The sequence below is a fragment of the uncultured Lamprocystis sp. genome (genome assembly GCF_903933125.1).
Lineage (GTDB): Bacteria > Pseudomonadota > Gammaproteobacteria > Chromatiales > Chromatiaceae > Thiodictyon.
In genome coordinates, this window is sequence record NZ_CAIZIZ010000013.1 from 1 (window position 1) to 17,946 (window position 17,946).

The following is a 17,946-nucleotide window of genomic DNA, read 5'->3' on the forward strand; positions in this document are numbered from 1 at the left end:
GTGACGGCTGGTGTTTTGGTCGACTTCAGACGATACCGCCGGTCTCCCGCTGCCGCCACCTCCGCAGGAGCCGCCGGCCCTGGTCCAGCCCACCCGTGCACAGCGCCCGGCCTCAGGCAAAAATGGCCAAAGTCGAGATTCTGCCCCGCATTCAAAAACGCCTGCATCCCCGCCTGCTCGCAAAACTCATCCACCCAGGCCGCCGGCATATCCGGCCGCTCTTCAAACAGCGCCGCCCGGCGCCGGGCCAGATCCGATGCGCTCAGTTTGCGGATAGCGATTCTGGGGTCCGCCTCGCCCAGAATCCCTTTCTCCTCCCATTCCACCTTGAGCCACGGCGGATTCCCCAGGATCAGGTCGAAGCCCCCGGACGCGCGGAAGATGTCCGCGAAGCTCAGTTCCCAATGGAAGAAGCGATAACGACTCGCCAGGGCCTCAACCTGGGCGACGCGGGGAAAGTGCTCGCGCAGACGCTTGATCCGCAGCTCGCCGTAGCGGTCGTGCAGGGTCTTCCCAGTCGTTGCATAGGCCAGGGGCAGTTGGCCGGGCAGGTCGTCGAACAGGGACCCCTGGATCTCGGGGACCAAAACCTGCCGTTCCACCTTGGCGGGCGCTGGAGACAGGTCCAGCTCTTGCTGCTCGTTGATCTCCATGAGAGTGCCGTCGAGGATGGCGCCGACCTCGGTAATCCACTGGGTCCGGCTCGGCAGGGTCGGTGCTTTTTCCAGGGGCCAGAACCAGAGGGCACACCAGTAGTCCATTACCAGCTTGAGCCGCCGGTAGGGGGTGGCCGTGTCGCCGTCTTCGCTCAACATGCCGGCCTTGCGGGTGGCCTCCTTGCTGGCGCGGCTGGTGACGGTGCCCTCGCCGGTGTCGGGCCAGACCGGCAGGTTGTCCTCGGTGCGGACGCGGTCCTGGGCCAACTGCCGGGCGTGCTCCTGCCAGAGGGTGTCGATCCGGGCGCTGAGCTGCGTGAGACGCCGGACCTCCAGGTCCGAGAGGGCCAGGACCAGGCCCTTCTTCCAGGTCTTGACCCGTTCCAATTCGGCGCCGAAGTAGTCCTTGACCGCCTTGTTGGTGTAGTCGCACATCCCCTCGTCGGGCAGCAGGAAGTGATAGACCTCGTCGTCCCGGCGCGGTTCGGTCGGCGTCACGCGGCGGGGGCTGGCGTACAGGTAACAGTTGGGATTGGGCTCGGATTTGGTCTTTCCGTAATAGTCGCTCTCGTAGTGATTGATCCGTCTTGGTGCGGTGACTTGGCTCCGGCTGAACACCTGCGGTCGGGCACCCACCAGTGAATTGCCGTTGAACAACTGGTAGCCGAACCAGGGCACCCGGGCCGGCTTGGGGCGGCCGGTGTCATCGGTCTCGCCATAGATGGCATTGAGCCAGAGGCTGACCTCGGCGAGCTCGGTCGCGATGGGGTTGAGGTCAACGCCGAAGACGTTGGTGTCGGCCAGGCGCATGCGGACCTTCTGCAGCTCCTGGGCGTACTGGTCGTGGGGGATGCGGCGTTTGCACTCCTGCTGCTTGCGCGTGAGATAGGCTTCGGCCAACTGGTTGACCGCCTCGTTTAAGAAAGCGGCGCTGCCCATGGCCGGCTCCAGCACCCGCAGCGTCAGAATCGCGTCGGCGGTCTTGTCCTGCAGCAACTCCTTCAGGGCGTATTTCACCAGACACTGGGTCAGCGACTGGGGGGTGTAGTAGCTGGCACTCTTCTGCCGGTCGCGCCCGGCCAGCCGGTAGATGAAGGTGCCCTTGGGGTAGACCCGCAACTCCTTGCGGCCCTCGGCGTTGGTAAAGGTGACCTTCTCGCCGTTCTTGTAGTCGCCGATCTTGTCCTTGGTGACGAACCAGCCGTTGCCGAGCAGGTCGGTGGTGCCGCCGTAGGCATCCTCGCCCCCGCCCGCGTCCGCATCCTCGCCGGTCTCGTCATCGTCCGGGATGGTGGTCGGCTGCTTGGCCTCCGGCATCACCTCGTACAGGTCCGCGGCGGCGAAGAAGCCGCGGTAGGCCAGCAGGGACTCGTAGACGGCACCCAACTGGTTGATGGACAGGGCCTGGTAGCTCACCCGGCGGGTGCGCCGGGTCTTGGGGTCCTTGGCAAAGGAGAGACCGCGCAGCACGCCCTGCCAGAGATGGTTGGGAAAGCGCACCCGGTTGAGCAGGGGTGTGCTCGCGGGGTCGAACAGTTTGCTGTCGAGCGGCGCCAGCTCGAAGGCGTTGACGGTGGCCGAGCCTGCCAGTGCCTGCTGCGCGATGGTGTTTCCCTGGGCGATCAGGGCGAAGAGTTTCCTGAGTGTCTTGTCGAAATAGTGACCGTTCTGCGCCTGGGTGGTGTGCAGGTCGGTGAGGGTGAGGTCGCGCAGGTGCTCCAGGCTGTAGCCGCGGGTGTAGACAGCGCTCCGGTCGATGGGCACGTAGCCCAGCTCGGGGCGGGCCTCGATGTAGAACAGGAAGATCAGCCGGTACACCAGCCGCACGCACTCGGTGCTGAGCGGCGCGGCATTCAGCGGCTTGGCGGTGCCCGTGTAGCTGTAGCCGTGCTCCTGGATCAGTTGCCGCGCCGCCTCGTTGCCGAGCAGCTCGATGGCCTCGCGCAAGGCGTACTTGAGGTCTTCGCTGACCCCCGCGTCGTGCTTGTGGGATTCGGCGTCCAGGGTGTCGAGCAGGCAACCCGTGTTCCCAGTGGGGCCCGCGTCCGGGCACAGGGCCTCGCGGTGCAGCAGCGCGTAGCAGGCGTTGAGCGTGGCGGGTGGCTTCTTGCCGAGGATCTCCGTCAGGTCGAAGCGCAGAAAACGGTTGGCTGGCCACTTGAAGCGGTCGATCAGGATCCATTCGACCTCGCCCACGACCAGCACGAAGCGCGGCGGGTGGTCGGCGGCGAACAGGACGTCGGAGAGGATCTCCGCCAAGGGGCGCGGGATTTTCTTGTCCTTGCCCAGATAGGCCGCCGGGATCTCCTCGATCGCAAAGTGCCGCGGACCCAGGACCGCGTCCAGCGGATCGGTGGTCTGCGCATCCCGCCGGGACTTCTCATCCGGATTGAAGGCGGGTATGACGATCAGGTCCGGGAGACCGGCGGTCGTGCCAATCTGGCACCAGATCGGGAGCGGCTGGCCGCCGACCCATTCCTGCTCTTGGGGGTCGATGACGAAATCCAGTGCCCGCAACAGGTCCCGGTGCAGATCCTGGTGCCAGTGCAGTTGGGTGGCGAAATCCTCATCCCAGGGGTAGCGGGCGTGCTGCTGAAAGAAGGGTGCGGCGAGGCGCGCCAGGCGCTTGGCCGCCGGGTCGTCTGCCGACGCATCGTCCGGCTCATTGCGGGGACGTTGTTGCAGCCAATCCTTGACGCGGGACTGGAAGACATGGGCGAAGAAGTGGTGGCTGTAAAACTCGTTCTCGTTGACGATGCCTGGAAAGACGTCGAATTTTTCTGCTGTGTCCATCGCTGATCCCGGGACTAATGGCGATTTCCGACAATTTGGATACCGGTGAGTGTAGGTGCGACTTCAGTCGCACCCGAGTCCGAGTCGGTGCGACTGAAGTCGCACCTACATCCGAGCCGACGGTGGGTGGTATCCGGTTTTTCGGAAATCACCTAAGGCCGCGCCGCGACGCCGGCGAGCACCTGCACGAAGGGCATGGGTTCCACCTCAAGGCTGTCCTTGACCCATTGGCCATACTCGGTGAAGACGTCCTCAATGTCTTTCATGCGGCGCGCCCGGCGCCCGGTTCTGACGGAGTCCAGTACGTTGGCCAGGCGCAGCTCCAATTGCCGCTCCTGGGCGCCGCGCAGCTCGTCCATCTCCGCGAGCTTGCGCTTGACCTCCTCGGCGCGCGTGGCGCTGAAGCGCTTGACCTGATCCTCGACGAACAACTGCATGGTGGCAACCGCATCGCCCAGGGCCTGCTGCAGCGCCGTCAGGTCCAGTGCGCGGCGGGCGTTGGGCAGCCCACGCTCGGCGATGCCGGCGCGGGCACAGAAGGTATCGAAGTCTTCGATCGCATGGTCTTGGTCACCGCGACGGACTACCGCTTTCCACTCGGCGATCAGTGGTTGGCCCTTGCGGTTGGGGATCAGGCCCAACATCAGAAAGGCGCATTCGTTCGCCGCAAGATGCGGGCTGGTGATGACCGGGGCGCGCCGACGGCCTACGTCGCCGATAACCCGGTCAATCAGCCATTGGCAAATGGGGTGCTGGGGCCAGAGATACTGGATGTCGGGCCAGGCAGCGCCTTGCCGGTCCGCTTCACGGGCGCGCTGGATGGATTCCTCGACGAGGCCGGGGTGCGCGGACAGCAGATATTCGTCAGCCTCACGCAGGATCTCGGCCGGCAACTGGCGGCGCAGCCGTCGGCGCAGGTCCGCGGGTGGGGTGAGGCGCAGCATGCGGGCCTGGTCGTCGATGCGGTAGCCCGCCGCCTCGGGAATCCGGCTGATGGCCTGCTTGGCGAAGGCGTAGACATCCGGGAAGAAACGGTGGGGCTCGGGGGGAATAGGGGCGGGGGGCGCCTGCTGCTGTCCCGCGCCGAAGAAGTCCGCCTCCCAGTCATAGGCGTCGTCCGGCGCCGCGGCTTGTTCGATGCACTCCCGCTCGAATTGCTCGGCGCTCATGCCACTTGCCAGTGCATCGGCCACCACGCGCTCTTCTTCCTCGCTGCTGTGCTTGCGCAGGATGGAGGCTGGATCGCCGATGTTGCGACTGATCTGCTCATCCTTGCGCACCAAGACCTCAATGACGCGCAGATCGCCCTTCACCGTCTCGATCTCGGATTGGGTCAGCAGATAGTCGATGCGTGGGGTGCGCTCCTGGCCAAAGCGGTCCACCCGGCCGTTACGCTGCTGGAACACCATCGGCGACCAGGGCAGGTCGAAGTGCACCAAGCGGTGAGCGAAGTAGTGCAGGTTCAGCCCTTCCGAGGCCACATCGGAGCACAGTAGCACCCGCAGGCTGTCGTGTTCCTGGCCGAACCGCTCGACGATCACCTGCTGGTCGACGTCCGAGAGGCCGCCGTCCAGGATCGTAAAGGCATCCTTTTCGAGGTGCAGATCGCCAGGAAGCCTGGACATCAGCCACTTCAGGGTCTCGATGCGCTCGGAGAAGATGACCAGCCGGTCTTTGCTGTCCTTGCCCGTCCACTGGGCCTGCGGGTCGCACAGCGCGGTCAGCAGGCGCTGGTACTTGCTGAAGCGCTCAGGCGTGATGGCGTCCAGCGCCCGCAAGAAGGCCTCAAACGCGGCGATCTCCTCTTTTTCCGCGTCTGATGGTGCCGGCCTTCGACGGAGCTTGTCGATGCGGTTGCGGGCATAGCTGCCGGCGGCGGCGGGGCTGGAGAACAGGGCCTTTTGCAGGCCGACGCGCTGCAGCTCTCCCTGTTTGCCCTGCGCGCGCGCCCCCGTTTGGGTGAACGGGATCTCCAGCACGGACTGGAAGGCCACCTCTTCCTGCGGCGTGGCCCGGGCTGACAGGCGGCGGGTCACCGGCTCCGCGAACTGGCCCTCTGCCTGACCTTTGATGTCCTTCTTGAACCGGCGCACGAACAGGTCCTTGCGGTCCAGGTCCGCACGGGTGTAGTCGTCCGGATCGGAGATGGCGGTGGGGTCGAGCAACCAGATCAGCGATGCAAAACTGTTGGGGGAGCCGTCGTGGGGTGTGGCCGAGAGTAAGATCAGGGTGTCGGACTTGGTGGCGAGGTGCTTGGCCAGTTGCGCCCGCCGCGACGAGCCCGCGTCGCCCTTGCGGACCGCGACGTTGTGGCATTCGTCGATGACGATGATGTCCCAACGGGACTTGTCCAGATAGTTGCGGTACTCGTTGTTCCCCTTCAGGGTGTCCATCGAGATGATGGTTTTGTCGTAATAGTTGAAGGGGTTGTGCCCGGACGGGATGTTGTTGCGGATGCGCTGGATGCCGGCGGAGTCGAGACGCACCAGCGGGATGGTGAAGCGCGACCACCACTCCTTCTGGAACTGGGTCAGCATGCTCTTTTGGGTGACCACCAGAATGCGACGGCCCCGCCCGCGGATATCCAGCTCGGTGGCCAGCATGGCGGCTTCCAGCGTCTTGCCCAGACCCACGCCATCGGCGATCAGGAGGCGGGTGCGGACCTGCGCGAGTCCCATCGCCGCCGGCACGCGTTGGTAGTCGGCGGCCTTCATGACCGCCTGATGGGCGCGGTGCAGGTGCTGGTCGTTGGCAACCGTTCGCAGCCGCTGGCTTTCGAGATAGAGCAGACTGTCGGTGAAGTAGTCGCTGGTGTCCTGGAACAGCTGAGTATGCGCGGGATCGTGAATCTGAATGTCGTCCTCGAGCCGGTCGAGAAAGCTGGCGGAGGTACCGCGAACGAGCTCGGACAGGCCATCACAGGTCAAGGCATGACCACCGTCGTCGCTCAGATCGATGCGGCGGATGACCCAGTCTTCATCGCGAATGGTGACTCGTGCTCCAGGCGCCAGTCTTTGTTGCATATCTATTGTTGTTCCTGGTTGCTCTCTGCTCTCGGCCGCCGGTCAGCCTGGAGATCCTGCCGCTGCTCCAAAGGCAGCACGGACAATGGGCCAGAGTACTGCAATTTACAATCAACACAAATGGGCTTCTTGACCGAGCTAAAATTTCCTACTTTTACGACAACCACAACGAGCCGTTACGCAGGCGATTGCCGGGAATCCCCTCAAGTGCCCCCCAAAATGCCACGGAGCACGGCAAGCAGTGCTTCGGTGTCGACCGGTTTACTCAGAATCCGCAGGGTCGGGTTGCGGGCGCGCGCGTCCGCGGTCGCCGCGGGGTCTCCGCTCATCAGGATCACCGGGAGTTCCGGTCGGTTCCGGCAGAGGCTGTGGTGGAGTGCCAGGCCGTCCAGGCGGGGCATGGCAATGTCCGAGAGCACCAGGCCAATGGTCGGTTCGTCGGCGAGGTGGTCGAGCGCGTCGGCCCCGTCCACGGCTTCCCGGACGCGGTAACCGGCCTGCTCCAAGGGACGGCGTAGCGCTTTGCAGACCAGGGGTTCGTCGTCCACCAGCAAGATCGCGGGTCGTCCGCCGGAGGGGTCCGGGGCGCGGGCGGCGCCGGATCGGACGAGATCCTGATTGGCACCATGGGTCACGGTCATGGAGCGGGGCGATAATGGGAGCCGGAGTCGGACGCAGGTCCCCTCGCCCGGTGTCGAGGTGATCTGTACCGCGCCATGGCTGCGCCGGGCGAACTCCTGCACCATGAAGAGCCCAAGACCGGTTCCGCGACCGCGCGCCTTGGTGGAGAACAGCGGCTCGAACAGACGTGCCCGGACGGCCGCCGTTATGCCCACGCCGGTATCCACCACACACAACTCCCCGTGACCTTCATGGCACGCGGCGGCCGGGCCGGTCGCCGCAATGCCCGCGGTCGGTTGGGCGGTGACGCGGATCGTCAACTGCCCGGCAGCTCCCATGGCATCGCGCGCGTTGAGTGCGAGGTTGAGCAGGGCGGCCTGGAGTAAGGCGGGATTTGATAACACACTGATCTCCGGAGTCAGGTCCAGGGTCAGTGCGATTCCCGGCGGCAGCAGGCGTTGGATCACGGGTGCGAAGTCTTGCACCAACTCGCCCAGCGGACAAGGATCGACACTGACCTCCTCGCCGCGTCCCAGCGAGAGCAGGCCGGAGGTGACCACCTTGGCTTGAGCGATTGCGGCCTCGGTCTCGGCAAGCACCTGCCGCGCTTCACCCGTGCCCGCCGCGGCGGACAACAGATGCTTCAGGTAGTGCAGATTGCTGCCGATCACTCCCAGCACGTTGTTGAAGTCGTGGGCCACACCGGCTGCCAGGTGCCCGATGATCTCACGCTGGCGCGCTTGCAGGAGGCCATCGAGCACCGCCTGTTCGCGGAGGTTGGCGCTGATGCGCTGGGCCATCAGCGTCAGAATCTGCTGTTCCGGTTGACCCAGCACTGGTGCGGTCACGCGGTCGGCGAGGTCGAGGATCCCCTGGTGAATAACGCCCTCGGCGTCGCTCCAGGTCAGATCCATCCGGGTCAGGAACGCGAGGTCCGCGCCGAAGACCGGATGTCGCGGCACTGGCAATGGGTCGTTTGCCAGGTCGTCGAGGAGAACGGGTCCCGCCGGGCCATGACTGTCGGCCACCGTGTCACCCACCGCGACGAGCACCCGATAGCGCTGATCGCTGACCTCGGCGAGGGCCGCGAGTTCAACCCCGAGTGACTGGCAACCGTAGTTCAAGAGTGCCGGCAGGTGCTGGGCGGGCGGCTGGTAGCGGGTGGTCAGCTCCGAAAATGCCTCGAGCTTCGCGCTGTAACGTTGCAGCGCCTGTTCCGCCGCGGCCCGCGCCTGCCCGGCGAGGCGTTGTTCGGTAATGTCCTGCACCAGGCCGAGGGGCAGCGGTGCCCCGCCATCGCGCGCCGGCAGCAGAGCCACGCTGAGGTCTCCCCACACCAGGGTGCCGTCGGGCCGCAGATAGCGCTTCGTCATGCGATAACTGGACCGCTGGCCGGCCAGCAGTTCCTGGAACAGACAAAGGTCGGTGTCGAGGTCTTCCGGATGGGTGAAGTCGTCGAAACGCAGTGTCTGGATGGTCGCCGCGTCGCGTCCGAGAATCCGCTCCATGGCGGGATTGGTGAACTGTGGACGCCGGTCAGGGCCGACGATGGCCATGCCGATCGGCGCCTGCTCGAAGGCTTTGATCGTAATCCCGGCCAGCGGCATGCGTAGTCAGGGCTTCCAGCCCTGAGGGTGTCAGGCCAGGATGGCCTGACTACGCACCTGGCGAGCCCAAGTGGCCGGAATCTTGATCAAGGCCTGCTCGAAGACCGCCCGGAAGCGTGCCTCGCTCTGCGCCAGCACGTGCTCCGCCAATTTTTCGGCGGTGATGTCGCGGATGGTGCCGATGATGCGGATGATCCCCGCATCGTCGACTGGTTCGCCGTCGACACTCGTGTGCTTCACCCGGTTCTCAGCGAATCGCAAACGCAGGACCAAGTGGTAGGGGCGCCGCTCGGCGAGGGCCTGGGTGATGGCGGCTTCCATGTCCGGCAGATCCTCCGGGTGGATAACGGCGGCACCGACCGCGTAATCCACTAGGGATTGATCTGGTGGTAACTCGAAGATACGCAGGGACTCGTCGGAAAACCAGGCGGTCCTGGTGGATGTGTTCAACTCCCAAACGCCGACGCGGCCCGCCCGTTGGGCGCGCGCCAGGCGTCGCTCGCTGTACCGTAGTTCGCGTTCACCCTCCTGCCGGGCCTTGATGTCTGCCCGCAGGGCCGCTTCCATGCGGGTGAAGGCGGCGCTGAATTCAGCGATTTCCCGCAGCCGACTGGGCCGCGGCGGAATGTCATGCTCCGGTCGGTCCAACCGGGCGGGCAGGCGGCTGGCAATGGCGGCTAGGGTGGCAATGGGGCGGCCGATGCGTCGACTGAAGGCGAAAGCAGCGATCAAGGCGAGCAGCAGAATGGCACCAAGCTGCCAGAACACGCTGAATTGAATGCGCTGCAAGGTTTCCACCGCCCGCGTTGCGGTGAGTTCCGTGACCAGTTGGTGCGGAGCACCGGCCAGGGTCAGGTCGGTGAGCAGTTGGAAATGGCCTTTGCGAAAGCGCACCATGCGCGATGACCGCGGGTCTGGGGAGGGTTGGAGATTTGGCTCCGGCGCGATCGTCGCGCCGCGTCCGTGCGCTGGGGTCGGCGCGAGTGTCATCGTGATCTCGCCGGCCTCGGGCAAGAGCCACTGGATCTGCCTGATAACCCCCGGCAGTTCCGCCTGCGCCGCGGCGAGGTTCGGCGGTGGATCAGGCCGGTTGAAACGCGCGGCGGCGAGTCGACTGGCCAGGGTCAAGGTGTCGGACGCGTCGGCTTCCATGGCGTCGGTCAGGCGGCGGATCTGAAAGATCGAGACGCTCAGCGCCGGGACCAGGACCGCCAGTACCATGGTGGTGAACAGGATCTCGCCGATCGGTACCGTGACGGCCCGCCGCCGCAGCAACTGGATACTGAGTATGATCGCGCCGGCAAGCGCCGCATTGAGTACCCCGTTGATGGCCTGTTTGAATGCCACCAGAGCCACCTCGGTGCCGGTCATGGCAAGTGGTCCGCCGTAGGTCAGAGCAACCAGCGGCATGCCGAGAATCAGCCAGTAGATGCCGTCCGCGGCAGCCAAAGGCAACACGTCACCCCGCGGGCGGAGATAGCGGCGCAGCACACCCACGCACAGCGCCTCGGCGATCAGAATCAGCCAGGCGTAGGGGTGGTGCCAGAGCATAATCGTGTATGCTCCGCCGATGGCCGCCACCAAGACGCCGGCGCCGGTTCCCAACCAGTGGATGGCCAACATGGCAACGACCGACCCGAAGACCAGGTCCAGTCCGTAGCCGACCGGCAGATGCACGAGGCTGACGGTGAAGGCCGCGGCCGCGAGTCCGGCCACGCGGGAGAGGTCGGTCAAGCCCGCCGGGAGTCGTCGACCCGCGGTTTGCGCGGGGGCGGAAGGGCGCGCCGTCATAGGTGGTCCAGGTCCCGTTAATTTTGTTAGAGTATCGCGACAATCCGGTGGTTTCCGGATGTTCACAACGCGCCGCTGCCCGCTTGGCGATTGGCAACGGACGTCTGGAAGGCAGTCACTTGCGCTTCCCCACCGGCTGTTGGTGCGATCTATCATGCCTGAACCCGCGCGTATCATCATCGTCGAGGACGACGTGGCCATGGCCAGGGGGCTGCAGCGTATCCTGACCAGCGACGGCTTTCATGTTTCCCTGGCCTTCAGCGGCGCTGAATTAATCGATTTGTTGAACCGCGGCGATGTGGACCTGGTGCTCCTGGACCTGAATCTGGGGGCCGAGGATGGCATGGACATCGCCCGTGAGTTGGCGCGGACCCGTTCCACCGGGCTCATCATCATTACCGGGCGGGGTGGTAAGGCTGATTTGGTCGCGGGGCTGGAGGCCGGGGCGGATGACTATCTGGCGAAGCCCTTTGATCCCGACGAGCTGCGCGCGCGCATGCGTGCGGTGCTGCGCCGCCGTCAACGCGGGCGGAATGCCCTACCCGTGCTCGCGGTCGGTTCCTTTCGGCTGAACACCGCGAATCGGTGTCTGACCCGTGAGGGCGACGATGCGCGGATCGAGTTCACCGCGCGGGAGACGTCCCTGCTTGCCTATCTGATCACCCACTTAGGTGAGCCGGTTCATCGTGCCGACCTGGCCCGCGGCGAGTATTGGACCCCGGACGACCGGGCGACCGATGTCCACATGAGCCACATCCGGCACAAGCTTCAGGGGGGCGGGATGTCCGGGTTATGTATCCAGCCGGTGCGGGGCGTTGGCTATCAGCTGACCTGCGTGCTGCCGGGAGAATCCGAGCCTAAGCAATGATCTCGTGAGCGATTCAGGATTTCGGCGTGCGTGTTGACCGCGTGCTGTTCTCCCGGCTCAGCGCCTGGCGGAACTGGTGGCACCGGTCGAGAAATTCCCGCGTGCTCTTGGGCATCGGGACGCGGGCGCGCACGATGTGGGTGACCAGGTCGGTTCCCTCGCGGATCAGGCGCGCGCCTTCCAGGGCCTCGCGAATGGTCGCCGCGTCCGGAGCCGCCGGCAACCGGGGCTGGATGTTGCAGAGGCGCTCGCGGGCGACGACATAACTCGGCCACACGCGAAAGATGCCGGGATCGGTGCGCAGCATTTCGCACTTGCGCTTGCCGGCTTCGGCCAAGGCGTCGACGCGCGGGGCGATCATGGTGATCTGGGTGCTGTTGGAGAAGGCGTCTTTCAGGCCGGTACCGATGCGGTCGATGTCCCTCATGGTCATGGCCATCTTGAGGTAACGGCTTTCATAGAAGGCCTCGATGGGAATCGAGTAGGCCTTGAAAGGCTCACCCCACAGTTCGTCGATTCCCTCGTCGCCGCCGCGATGGCGGACCATTTTGCCCAGATCCAACGCCTCCATCAGGCACTGGCCGCACTCGCGCATGAGGGTGTTGTCCGGTGTGATCTCGATTCCGGAACTCTGCAAGTCCACCAGGCAGGTGAAGATATCCGTGGCGCGGTTGAACAGCGCACCGGCGAGCATGGCCCCGTTGATGCGCTTGCGCTCGGTGTCGGTTTCGGCCTGGTAGGCCGCCCGCGCCGCTTCGAGGCGGTTGCCGGGGATGTTGATCCCGAATTCCACATGATTGAAGAGGCGCCGGGTCAGTGCCTGGATCAGACCCTTGCGCGTTGCCAGGGTATCGATCGGGGGATCATAGTGTTTGATCCAGTACCCGTCGTAGTAGACGCGCATCTCGCCATCGATCAGGCGGCGGGTACCGTTGGCCGTGGGCTCGGACATAAGACTTAATGAGCTGCCAGTGGGATGCGCAAGTGTATCGGAGGTTGGCGTCGACTGCTTGCCGGTGCGGCCTGCGGTCGCGCGGTCTCCGCGCGTCGCAGCGTCCCGGATATTGTTAGACTGGCGGTGTTTACCACCTGCAGCGGCGGAGCCGATATGATAACCAAAGACCAGTTTACCGCGATCGTGATGACGTTGTTTGCCTGGGGTCTCGCAGGGGGGCTGTTTGGCGCCTTGTTTGCCGGGCTCCATCAGGTACTCTTGGTTGAGGGTCTGACCGACTGGCGGCCGCCGGTAATGGCGGCCGCGGCCGCGGCCATGACGACCTCGGCCTTCTATAGCGCGATGCCCGTTGCGCTGGCCGGGGCCATGGCCGGCGTGTTGGCATCCATCGGGTCCTTGATCGTGTTCGGTCACGATCCGGGGCTGCTCCAGATTGCCGGTGCGGCCGGGGTCGCCGGGCTGGCCGGCGGGAGCTTTTTCGCGTGGATGACGGGTGGCGGCGGTCGTCCGCTGGCGCGGACCCTGGCCGGACTGGTCGGGGGGGTGATCGCCGGGGGCGTCGTGGCCGCGTTGGTTGCTGCGACCGGCCACCAAGCGGGTGTCTTCGTGCTGGCCGCCGGTGTGGTGGCATTGGTGGGAACCTTGTTCGAAATCTCCGAACGCTGGCTGGTCAATCGCGGCGGCGCGTTGTTTCCCGCCGGTCTGTCGGCCGCGGTCGTGGCAGGTCTGATTGCCACCATGGTGGGTGCCGGCGTGTGGCTCCTCGGGGGCGCGCCGACCTTGGCGCTGGACGGCACCAGCCAGGATCTGCTGGGTCAGATTCGCCGCGAGCTGCCCCCGGGATTTCTCGGTGGGCTCTTGGGTGGAGCCATTACCGGCGTTATCTTGGAGTCACTGGGCTTTCATCTGGAAGATCACGTCTGACGGCGCTGCGCCTGATGGTACCCCGGCGCGCCCTGGCGCGGTACCATGAGCCGGCAGGCGGCACCCAGGTCCGGTACTCAACTCGCGTGCCGGATGATCGTACCCTGCAACACGCACAACATGATTTAGTCAGCAGCCCATCGGAGAGTTCACATGAATGCACTCGATATCCTTGGCGCGGTGATGCAGTCCGGCATGTCCCCACAAGCCGGGGATCGCCTGGGCAGCATTCTTGGTCAGATCATGGGCGGGCAGATGGGTGGCGGCGCGCCGGCGGTTGCCGGCAGTGCGCCGGGCGGCGGTATGTTCGATGTCCTCTCTAAGGTGGCCGGCGCCATGATGGGTGGACAGGGCGGGACGTCCGCGACGGGCGGCTTGCCAACCGAGATACTCAAGCAAGTGGCCGGTGCCGTGCTGGGCGGTCACGCGGCCCCAGGCAACACGGCCACCGGGGCCGGCTCGCTGGCCGTGTTCGGTACCCTGGCGGCCCAGGCTCTGGAGATGGCGAAAGGTGTGTTCGGGGGGGCGCAAGCCCAGGCGGGCGGTCCGACGAATGTCCGCATGGACAACCAGACGGCGGTCCTGGCCGGAATGCGTGCCCCGGCCAATGCCCAGGAGCAACAACAGGTCATGGATGTGGCCATGCTCACCTTGCGGGCCATGATCAGCGCCGCCAAGGCGGATGGTCAAGTCGACGAGCAGGAGCGTCAGCGCCTGCTCGGCAAGCTCAACGAGGGCGGCATCTCGCCCGAGGAGCAGCGCTTCGTCGCCGAGGAGATGCAAAAGCCCATCGATCTGGATGTCCTGACCCGTGCCGTGCCCAACCAACAGGTGGGAGCACAGATCTATGCCGCCTCCTTGATGGCCATTGCCGTCGACACGGATGCCGAACGGCACTACCTGGCCGATCTGGCCGCGAAGCTCAAGCTGGACCCGGCCGCGGTGACCTATATGCACCAGGCGGTCGGTCTGTCCTGAGTCACTGTCGTGTCTCCCTGGTCCAGGTCGGCTGTCGCCGGGCCGGGTCGAGCGACCGCCGCCCGCGCGGTACTGTGAGGCGCAGGACGCGACCCGGGCAGGCCCTTTTTCCGACCTCAAATTTGGGAGACATAGTTATGACGATGTTGTTGTTTATCGCTATAGGGATCGTTATCGGCTGGAATCTGCCCCAGCCGTCCTGGGCCAAACAGTGGCAAGACAAGGTCGTTGGTTTCGTTCGTTCCATCACCAACAAGGCCGGTCAATGATCGTTGCCGCGGCGGTTTCTTCAGTAACCCGGAGGCCCATCCATGTCTGAAATCAAGTCCGAACAGGCCACCCTGATCCTGGGTGATAATCAGTATCAACTGCCGATCGTCGAAGGCAGCGAGCGCGAACGGGCCATCGATATCCGCACCTTGCGTGACCGCACGGGGTATATCACCCTGGATCCCGGATACGGTAATTCCGGCAGTTGCGAGAGTGCGATTACCTTTATCGATGGGGAACAGGGCATCCTGCGCTATCGGGGCATCCCCATCGAGCAGTTCGCGGGCAGCCCGACCTTCACCGATGTCGCCTGGCTGCTGATCTTCGGCGAACTGCCGACTCCGGCCGAATATGAGGAGTTTTCCGCGGATCTGACGCGCTTCGCCAATCTGGACGAGGGCATGAAGCATCAGTTCGAGGGCTTCCCGCGCACCGCCCCGCCGATGGCCATCCTCTCGGCCATGATCAACGCGCTGTCCTGTTTCCATCCTGAACTGCATGAACTGGAGGATCTGACCCAGTTCCGCCATGCCGCCGCGCGCCTGATCAGCAAGATCCGCACGATTGCTGCTTACGCCTTCCGCAAATCCCGCGGTCTGCCCTACATCTATCCGGACCCCAGCCTGAAGTACGTCCCGAACTTCATGCACATGATGTTCTCGCAGCCGTACAAGCAGTACATCTGCCCCCAACTGGTGCGCGAGGCGCTCAATCTGATCCTGATCCTGCACGCGGACCACGAACAGAATTGTTCGACCTCGACCGTCCGCATGGTGGGCTCTAGCGGGGCCAATCTGTTCGCCTCCTGCGCAGCCGGCGTGTGTGCACTCTGGGGGCCGCTGCACGGCGGTGCCAACGTGGAGGTGCTGACCATGCTGGAGCAGATCCATGCCGGCAACATCACCCCGGAGGAATACGTCAAGCTGGCCAAGGACAAGGACAGCAAGGTGCGTCTGATGGGCTTCGGGCATCGGGTCTACAAGAATTTCGACCCGCGGGCGCGGATGTTGGCGAGCATCGCCGAACGGCTTCTGCCCCAATTGAGCGGGGACGACCCGCTGCTGGAGATCGCCCGGCGGCTCGAGGAGATTGCACTCTCCGACCCCTATTTCATCGAGCGCAAACTCTATCCCAATGTCGACTTCTACAGCGGCATCATTCTGCGGGCCATCGGCATTCCCACCAACATGTTCACCGTGATCTTCGCGATCGGTCGGCTGCCCGGCTGGATCGCGCACTGGTGGGAGCATGATCAGACCCAACGCAATAAGATCGCCCGGCCGCGTCAGATTTATGTCGGCGAGACCTTGCGTGACTATGTCCCGAAGGAGCAGCGGGGCTGATACCGGCCCATGTCTGAAGCCCCCGACAGCGCTGCGGTGCAGCGCTATCTGCTTGAGCTCCAGGACCGTATCGGCACGGTCCTGGAGCAGGCGGATGGGCAGGCCAGGTTCCGCGAGGACGCCTGGAACCGACCCGGCGGGGGCGGCGGCCGCACCCGCGTGATGGCGGATGGGGCCGTGTTCGAGCAGGGCGGCATCAATTTTTCGCAGGTCTTCGGCGACCGGCTGCCGCCCGCCGCGACCGCCAATCGTCCGGACCTGGCCGGGCGGGGCTTCCAGGCCATGGGGGTCTCCTTGGTGGTCCATCCCCGCAACCCCTATGTGCCGACCTCGCATCTGAATGTGCGCTTTTTCATTGCCGAGCAGCCGGGTACGCCGCCGGTCTGGTGGTTCGGCGGCGGCTTCGACCTGACGCCCTATTATGGCTTCGACACCGATGCCATCCACTGGCACCGCAACGCCCAAAGCGTCTGCCGACCCTTCGGCGAATCGGTCTATCCGCGCTACAAACAGTGGTGTGACGACTATTTCTACCTGAAGCATCGCGCTGAACCCCGCGGGATCGGCGGGATTTTTTTCGACGATCTCAATGCCTGGGGCTTCGACCGTTGCTTCGCGTTCATGCGCGCGGTCGGCGACCAGTACCTGGCCGGCTATCTGCCCATCCTGGAGCGCCGTCGCGACTGCGCCTACGGGGAGCGGGAGCGAGCCTTCCAGAAATACCGGCGCGGCCGTTACGTCGAGTTCAATCTGGTCTATGACCGCGGGACCCTCTTCGGACTTCAGTCCGGCGGACGGACCGAATCCATCCTGATGTCACTGCCCCCGGAGGTCAGTTGGCGTTACGACTGGCGGCCGGAGCCCGGCAGTCCGGAGGCGGCGCTTTACGAGCGCTTTCTGGTGCCGCGGGATTGGGTGGCGGAGGCGCCGGACAGCACGTCCGGTTGAACGCGTGCGCAGGGAGTCGTTGGCGTCCGGTCGGGGTCACAAGAGATAAGGTGATTTCCGGGAAAGGATCTACCGCCGTGTAGGTGCGAATTCATTCGCCCCTACAACCCAACAGGCTTTCTGCGCATGCGCAGTCGGGATGCCCATTCACGGAAATCGCCTAAGGCCTGATCCCCGTGCATCGCACGGCGGGAAGCCTGGCGACCGACCCGGTGACTTCGCGCGCTTGGGCTGTCGGTGTCGCGTTGATCGGCCCGCCGGGAACCGGTAAGGTGATTTCCGGGAAATGATCTACCGACCAGGGAGCGGTTTTGAACAGCACGGCGAGCGCGAAGCCAATATATTTAGACAGGATTAACAAGATTTACAAGATGTTATCTATTTTCAATCTTGTTAATCTTGTTAATCGTGTCAAGAATTTCGGGACTGGTCAGGATCACGACCGGAACCATGATCATGCACGCTCACAACAGACCGGAGGTCGAGGCTTCAGCCGGACGCGGCACTGCCGCCCGCTAAAGCGTCGGCCTCCAGCCGCGTCGCCCGGGTCCCCGGAGGTTGAGCCCGCGTGGTACGAAGTTCTTCGGAAATCGCCTAAGACCTTGACGGCCGGCGTCCTCGCTGGAGAACTCGGCATACCCTTGTTCATCCAACACCGCTTGACGCCCTTTCAGCGGGAAAAGGGGAAAGACCCAAAGTCCCGCGAGGTGGACTGCGCCAGCGGAACCCTACCCGAGGTTCCACCGGCAGGCTCCGCGGTTTGCATACACTACCAGGCATCCACCGGGCTCCTAACCGGCACCACCCCCAGTCGATTGAGCACATGGGTGTAGATCATCGTCGTGGACACATCCGCATGTCCCAGCAATTCCTGCACCGTGCGGATGTCGTAGCCGGCCTCCAGCAGATGTGTCGCGAATGAATGCCGCAGCGCATGGCTGTTGATGCGCTTGGGGATACCGGCCCGCTGCCCGGCCGCCCTGATCTCGCTTTGTAAGGACGATTCGTGCAGATGGTGTCGGCGTACCACGCCGGACTTCGGGTCCTGCGCCAGGCGGCTGCTCGGGAAGACGTACTGCCAGATCCACTCCCGCGCCGCGCTCGGGTATTTGCGGCTGAGGGCCTCCGGCATGTACACGTTGCCCGCCCCTGCCGCCAGGTCGCGATCA

The 17,946-nt window shown here is 64.7% G+C and carries 12 protein-coding genes; 6 read left to right on the forward strand and 6 right to left on the reverse strand.

What is annotated here, in order from left to right:
• The 4 genes from QZY03_RS00695 to QZY03_RS00710 form a co-directional block, all read right to left on the reverse strand.
• The coding region (locus QZY03_RS00695; protein WP_295577167.1) for an N-6 DNA methylase at nucleotides 1-3,449 on the reverse strand (3,449 nt) is incomplete at its 3' end.
• Between the two features lie 152 nt (nucleotides 3,450-3,601).
• Nucleotides 3,602-6,472 carry a DEAD/DEAH box helicase gene (locus tag QZY03_RS00700; protein WP_295577169.1) on the reverse strand — a complete coding sequence of 957 codons (2,871 nt, stop codon included), beginning with the start codon at nucleotides 6,470-6,472 and terminating at the stop codon, nucleotides 3,602-3,604.
• A gap of 203 nt (nucleotides 6,473-6,675) precedes the next feature.
• Nucleotides 6,676-8,700 (reverse strand): ATP-binding protein, encoded by a 2,025-nt coding sequence (locus tag QZY03_RS00705; RefSeq protein WP_295577172.1) that lies wholly within the window; start codon nucleotides 8,698-8,700, stop codon nucleotides 6,676-6,678.
• Between the two features lie 30 nt (nucleotides 8,701-8,730).
• Nucleotides 8,731-10,491, reverse strand: a complete 1,761-nt coding sequence (locus QZY03_RS00710; protein WP_295577174.1) for a PAS domain-containing protein — start codon at nucleotides 10,489-10,491, stop codon at nucleotides 8,731-8,733.
• Nucleotides 10,492-10,645: 154 nt separating this feature from the next.
• Between QZY03_RS00710 and QZY03_RS00715 the strand changes: the two genes are divergently transcribed.
• On the forward strand, nucleotides 10,646-11,359 hold the full coding sequence (locus QZY03_RS00715; RefSeq protein ID WP_295577176.1) for a response regulator transcription factor: 714 nt from the start codon (nucleotides 10,646-10,648) through the stop codon (nucleotides 11,357-11,359).
• A 13-nt stretch (nucleotides 11,360-11,372) separates the two neighbouring features.
• Here QZY03_RS00715 and QZY03_RS00720 read toward each other — a convergent pair whose 3' ends face one another.
• Nucleotides 11,373-12,311: a hypothetical protein gene (locus tag QZY03_RS00720; protein ID WP_295577178.1), complete on the reverse strand. Its 939-nt coding sequence runs from the start codon at nucleotides 12,309-12,311 to the stop codon at nucleotides 11,373-11,375.
• A gap of 156 nt (nucleotides 12,312-12,467) precedes the next feature.
• Here QZY03_RS00720 and QZY03_RS00725 point away from each other — a divergent pair, with 156 nt between their 5' ends.
• The 5 genes from QZY03_RS00725 (at nucleotide 12,468) to hemF (ending at nucleotide 16,777) form a co-directional block, all read left to right on the forward strand.
• Complete coding sequence (locus tag QZY03_RS00725; RefSeq protein ID WP_295577180.1) at nucleotides 12,468-13,238, forward strand: spermidine synthase; 771 nt, start codon at nucleotides 12,468-12,470, stop codon at nucleotides 13,236-13,238.
• A 153-nt stretch (nucleotides 13,239-13,391) separates the two neighbouring features.
• Nucleotides 13,392-14,216: a tellurite resistance TerB family protein gene (locus QZY03_RS00730; RefSeq protein WP_295577182.1), complete on the forward strand. Its 825-nt coding sequence runs from the start codon at nucleotides 13,392-13,394 to the stop codon at nucleotides 14,214-14,216.
• A 137-nt stretch (nucleotides 14,217-14,353) separates the two neighbouring features.
• A complete protein-coding gene (locus QZY03_RS00735) occupies nucleotides 14,354-14,485 on the forward strand; it encodes a hypothetical protein (RefSeq protein WP_295577185.1) in 132 nt (43 codons plus the stop codon).
• A gap of 42 nt (nucleotides 14,486-14,527) precedes the next feature.
• A complete protein-coding gene (locus tag QZY03_RS00740; RefSeq protein WP_295577187.1) occupies nucleotides 14,528-15,829 on the forward strand; it encodes a citrate synthase in 1,302 nt (433 codons plus the stop codon).
• A gap of 9 nt (nucleotides 15,830-15,838) precedes the next feature.
• The gene (gene hemF, locus QZY03_RS00745) at nucleotides 15,839-16,777 is read left to right on the forward strand and encodes an oxygen-dependent coproporphyrinogen oxidase (protein WP_295577189.1); all 939 of its coding nucleotides are present in this window, start codon (nucleotides 15,839-15,841) and stop codon (nucleotides 16,775-16,777) included.
• Nucleotides 16,778-17,546: 769 nt separating this feature from the next.
• Here the strand turns inward: hemF and QZY03_RS00750 are convergent.
• Nucleotides 17,547-17,946 (reverse strand): tyrosine-type recombinase/integrase (locus QZY03_RS00750; protein ID WP_295577191.1); only part of this gene is annotated, 400 nt, incomplete at its 5' end.

Excerpts from the sequence above, each read along its gene's own strand:
- QZY03_RS00700 (WP_295577169.1), bottom strand. The coding sequence starts at position 6,472 with ATGCAACAAAGACTGGCGCCTGGAGCACGAGTCACCATTCGCGATGAA.
- QZY03_RS00705 (WP_295577172.1), bottom strand. The coding sequence starts at position 8,700 with ATGCCGCTGGCCGGGATTACGATCAAAGCCTTCGAGCAGGCGCCGATC.
- QZY03_RS00710 (WP_295577174.1), bottom strand. The coding sequence starts at position 10,491 with ATGACGGCGCGCCCTTCCGCCCCCGCGCAAACCGCGGGTCGACGACTC.
- QZY03_RS00715 (WP_295577176.1), top strand. The coding sequence starts at position 10,646 with ATGCCTGAACCCGCGCGTATCATCATCGTCGAGGACGACGTGGCCATG.
- QZY03_RS00720 (WP_295577178.1), bottom strand. The coding sequence starts at position 12,311 with ATGTCCGAGCCCACGGCCAACGGTACCCGCCGCCTGATCGATGGCGAG.
- QZY03_RS00725 (WP_295577180.1), top strand. The coding sequence starts at position 12,468 with ATGATAACCAAAGACCAGTTTACCGCGATCGTGATGACGTTGTTTGCC.
- QZY03_RS00730 (WP_295577182.1), top strand. The coding sequence starts at position 13,392 with ATGAATGCACTCGATATCCTTGGCGCGGTGATGCAGTCCGGCATGTCC.
- QZY03_RS00735 (WP_295577185.1), top strand. The coding sequence starts at position 14,354 with ATGACGATGTTGTTGTTTATCGCTATAGGGATCGTTATCGGCTGGAAT.
- QZY03_RS00740 (WP_295577187.1), top strand. The coding sequence starts at position 14,528 with ATGTCTGAAATCAAGTCCGAACAGGCCACCCTGATCCTGGGTGATAAT.
- hemF (WP_295577189.1), top strand. The coding sequence starts at position 15,839 with ATGTCTGAAGCCCCCGACAGCGCTGCGGTGCAGCGCTATCTGCTTGAG.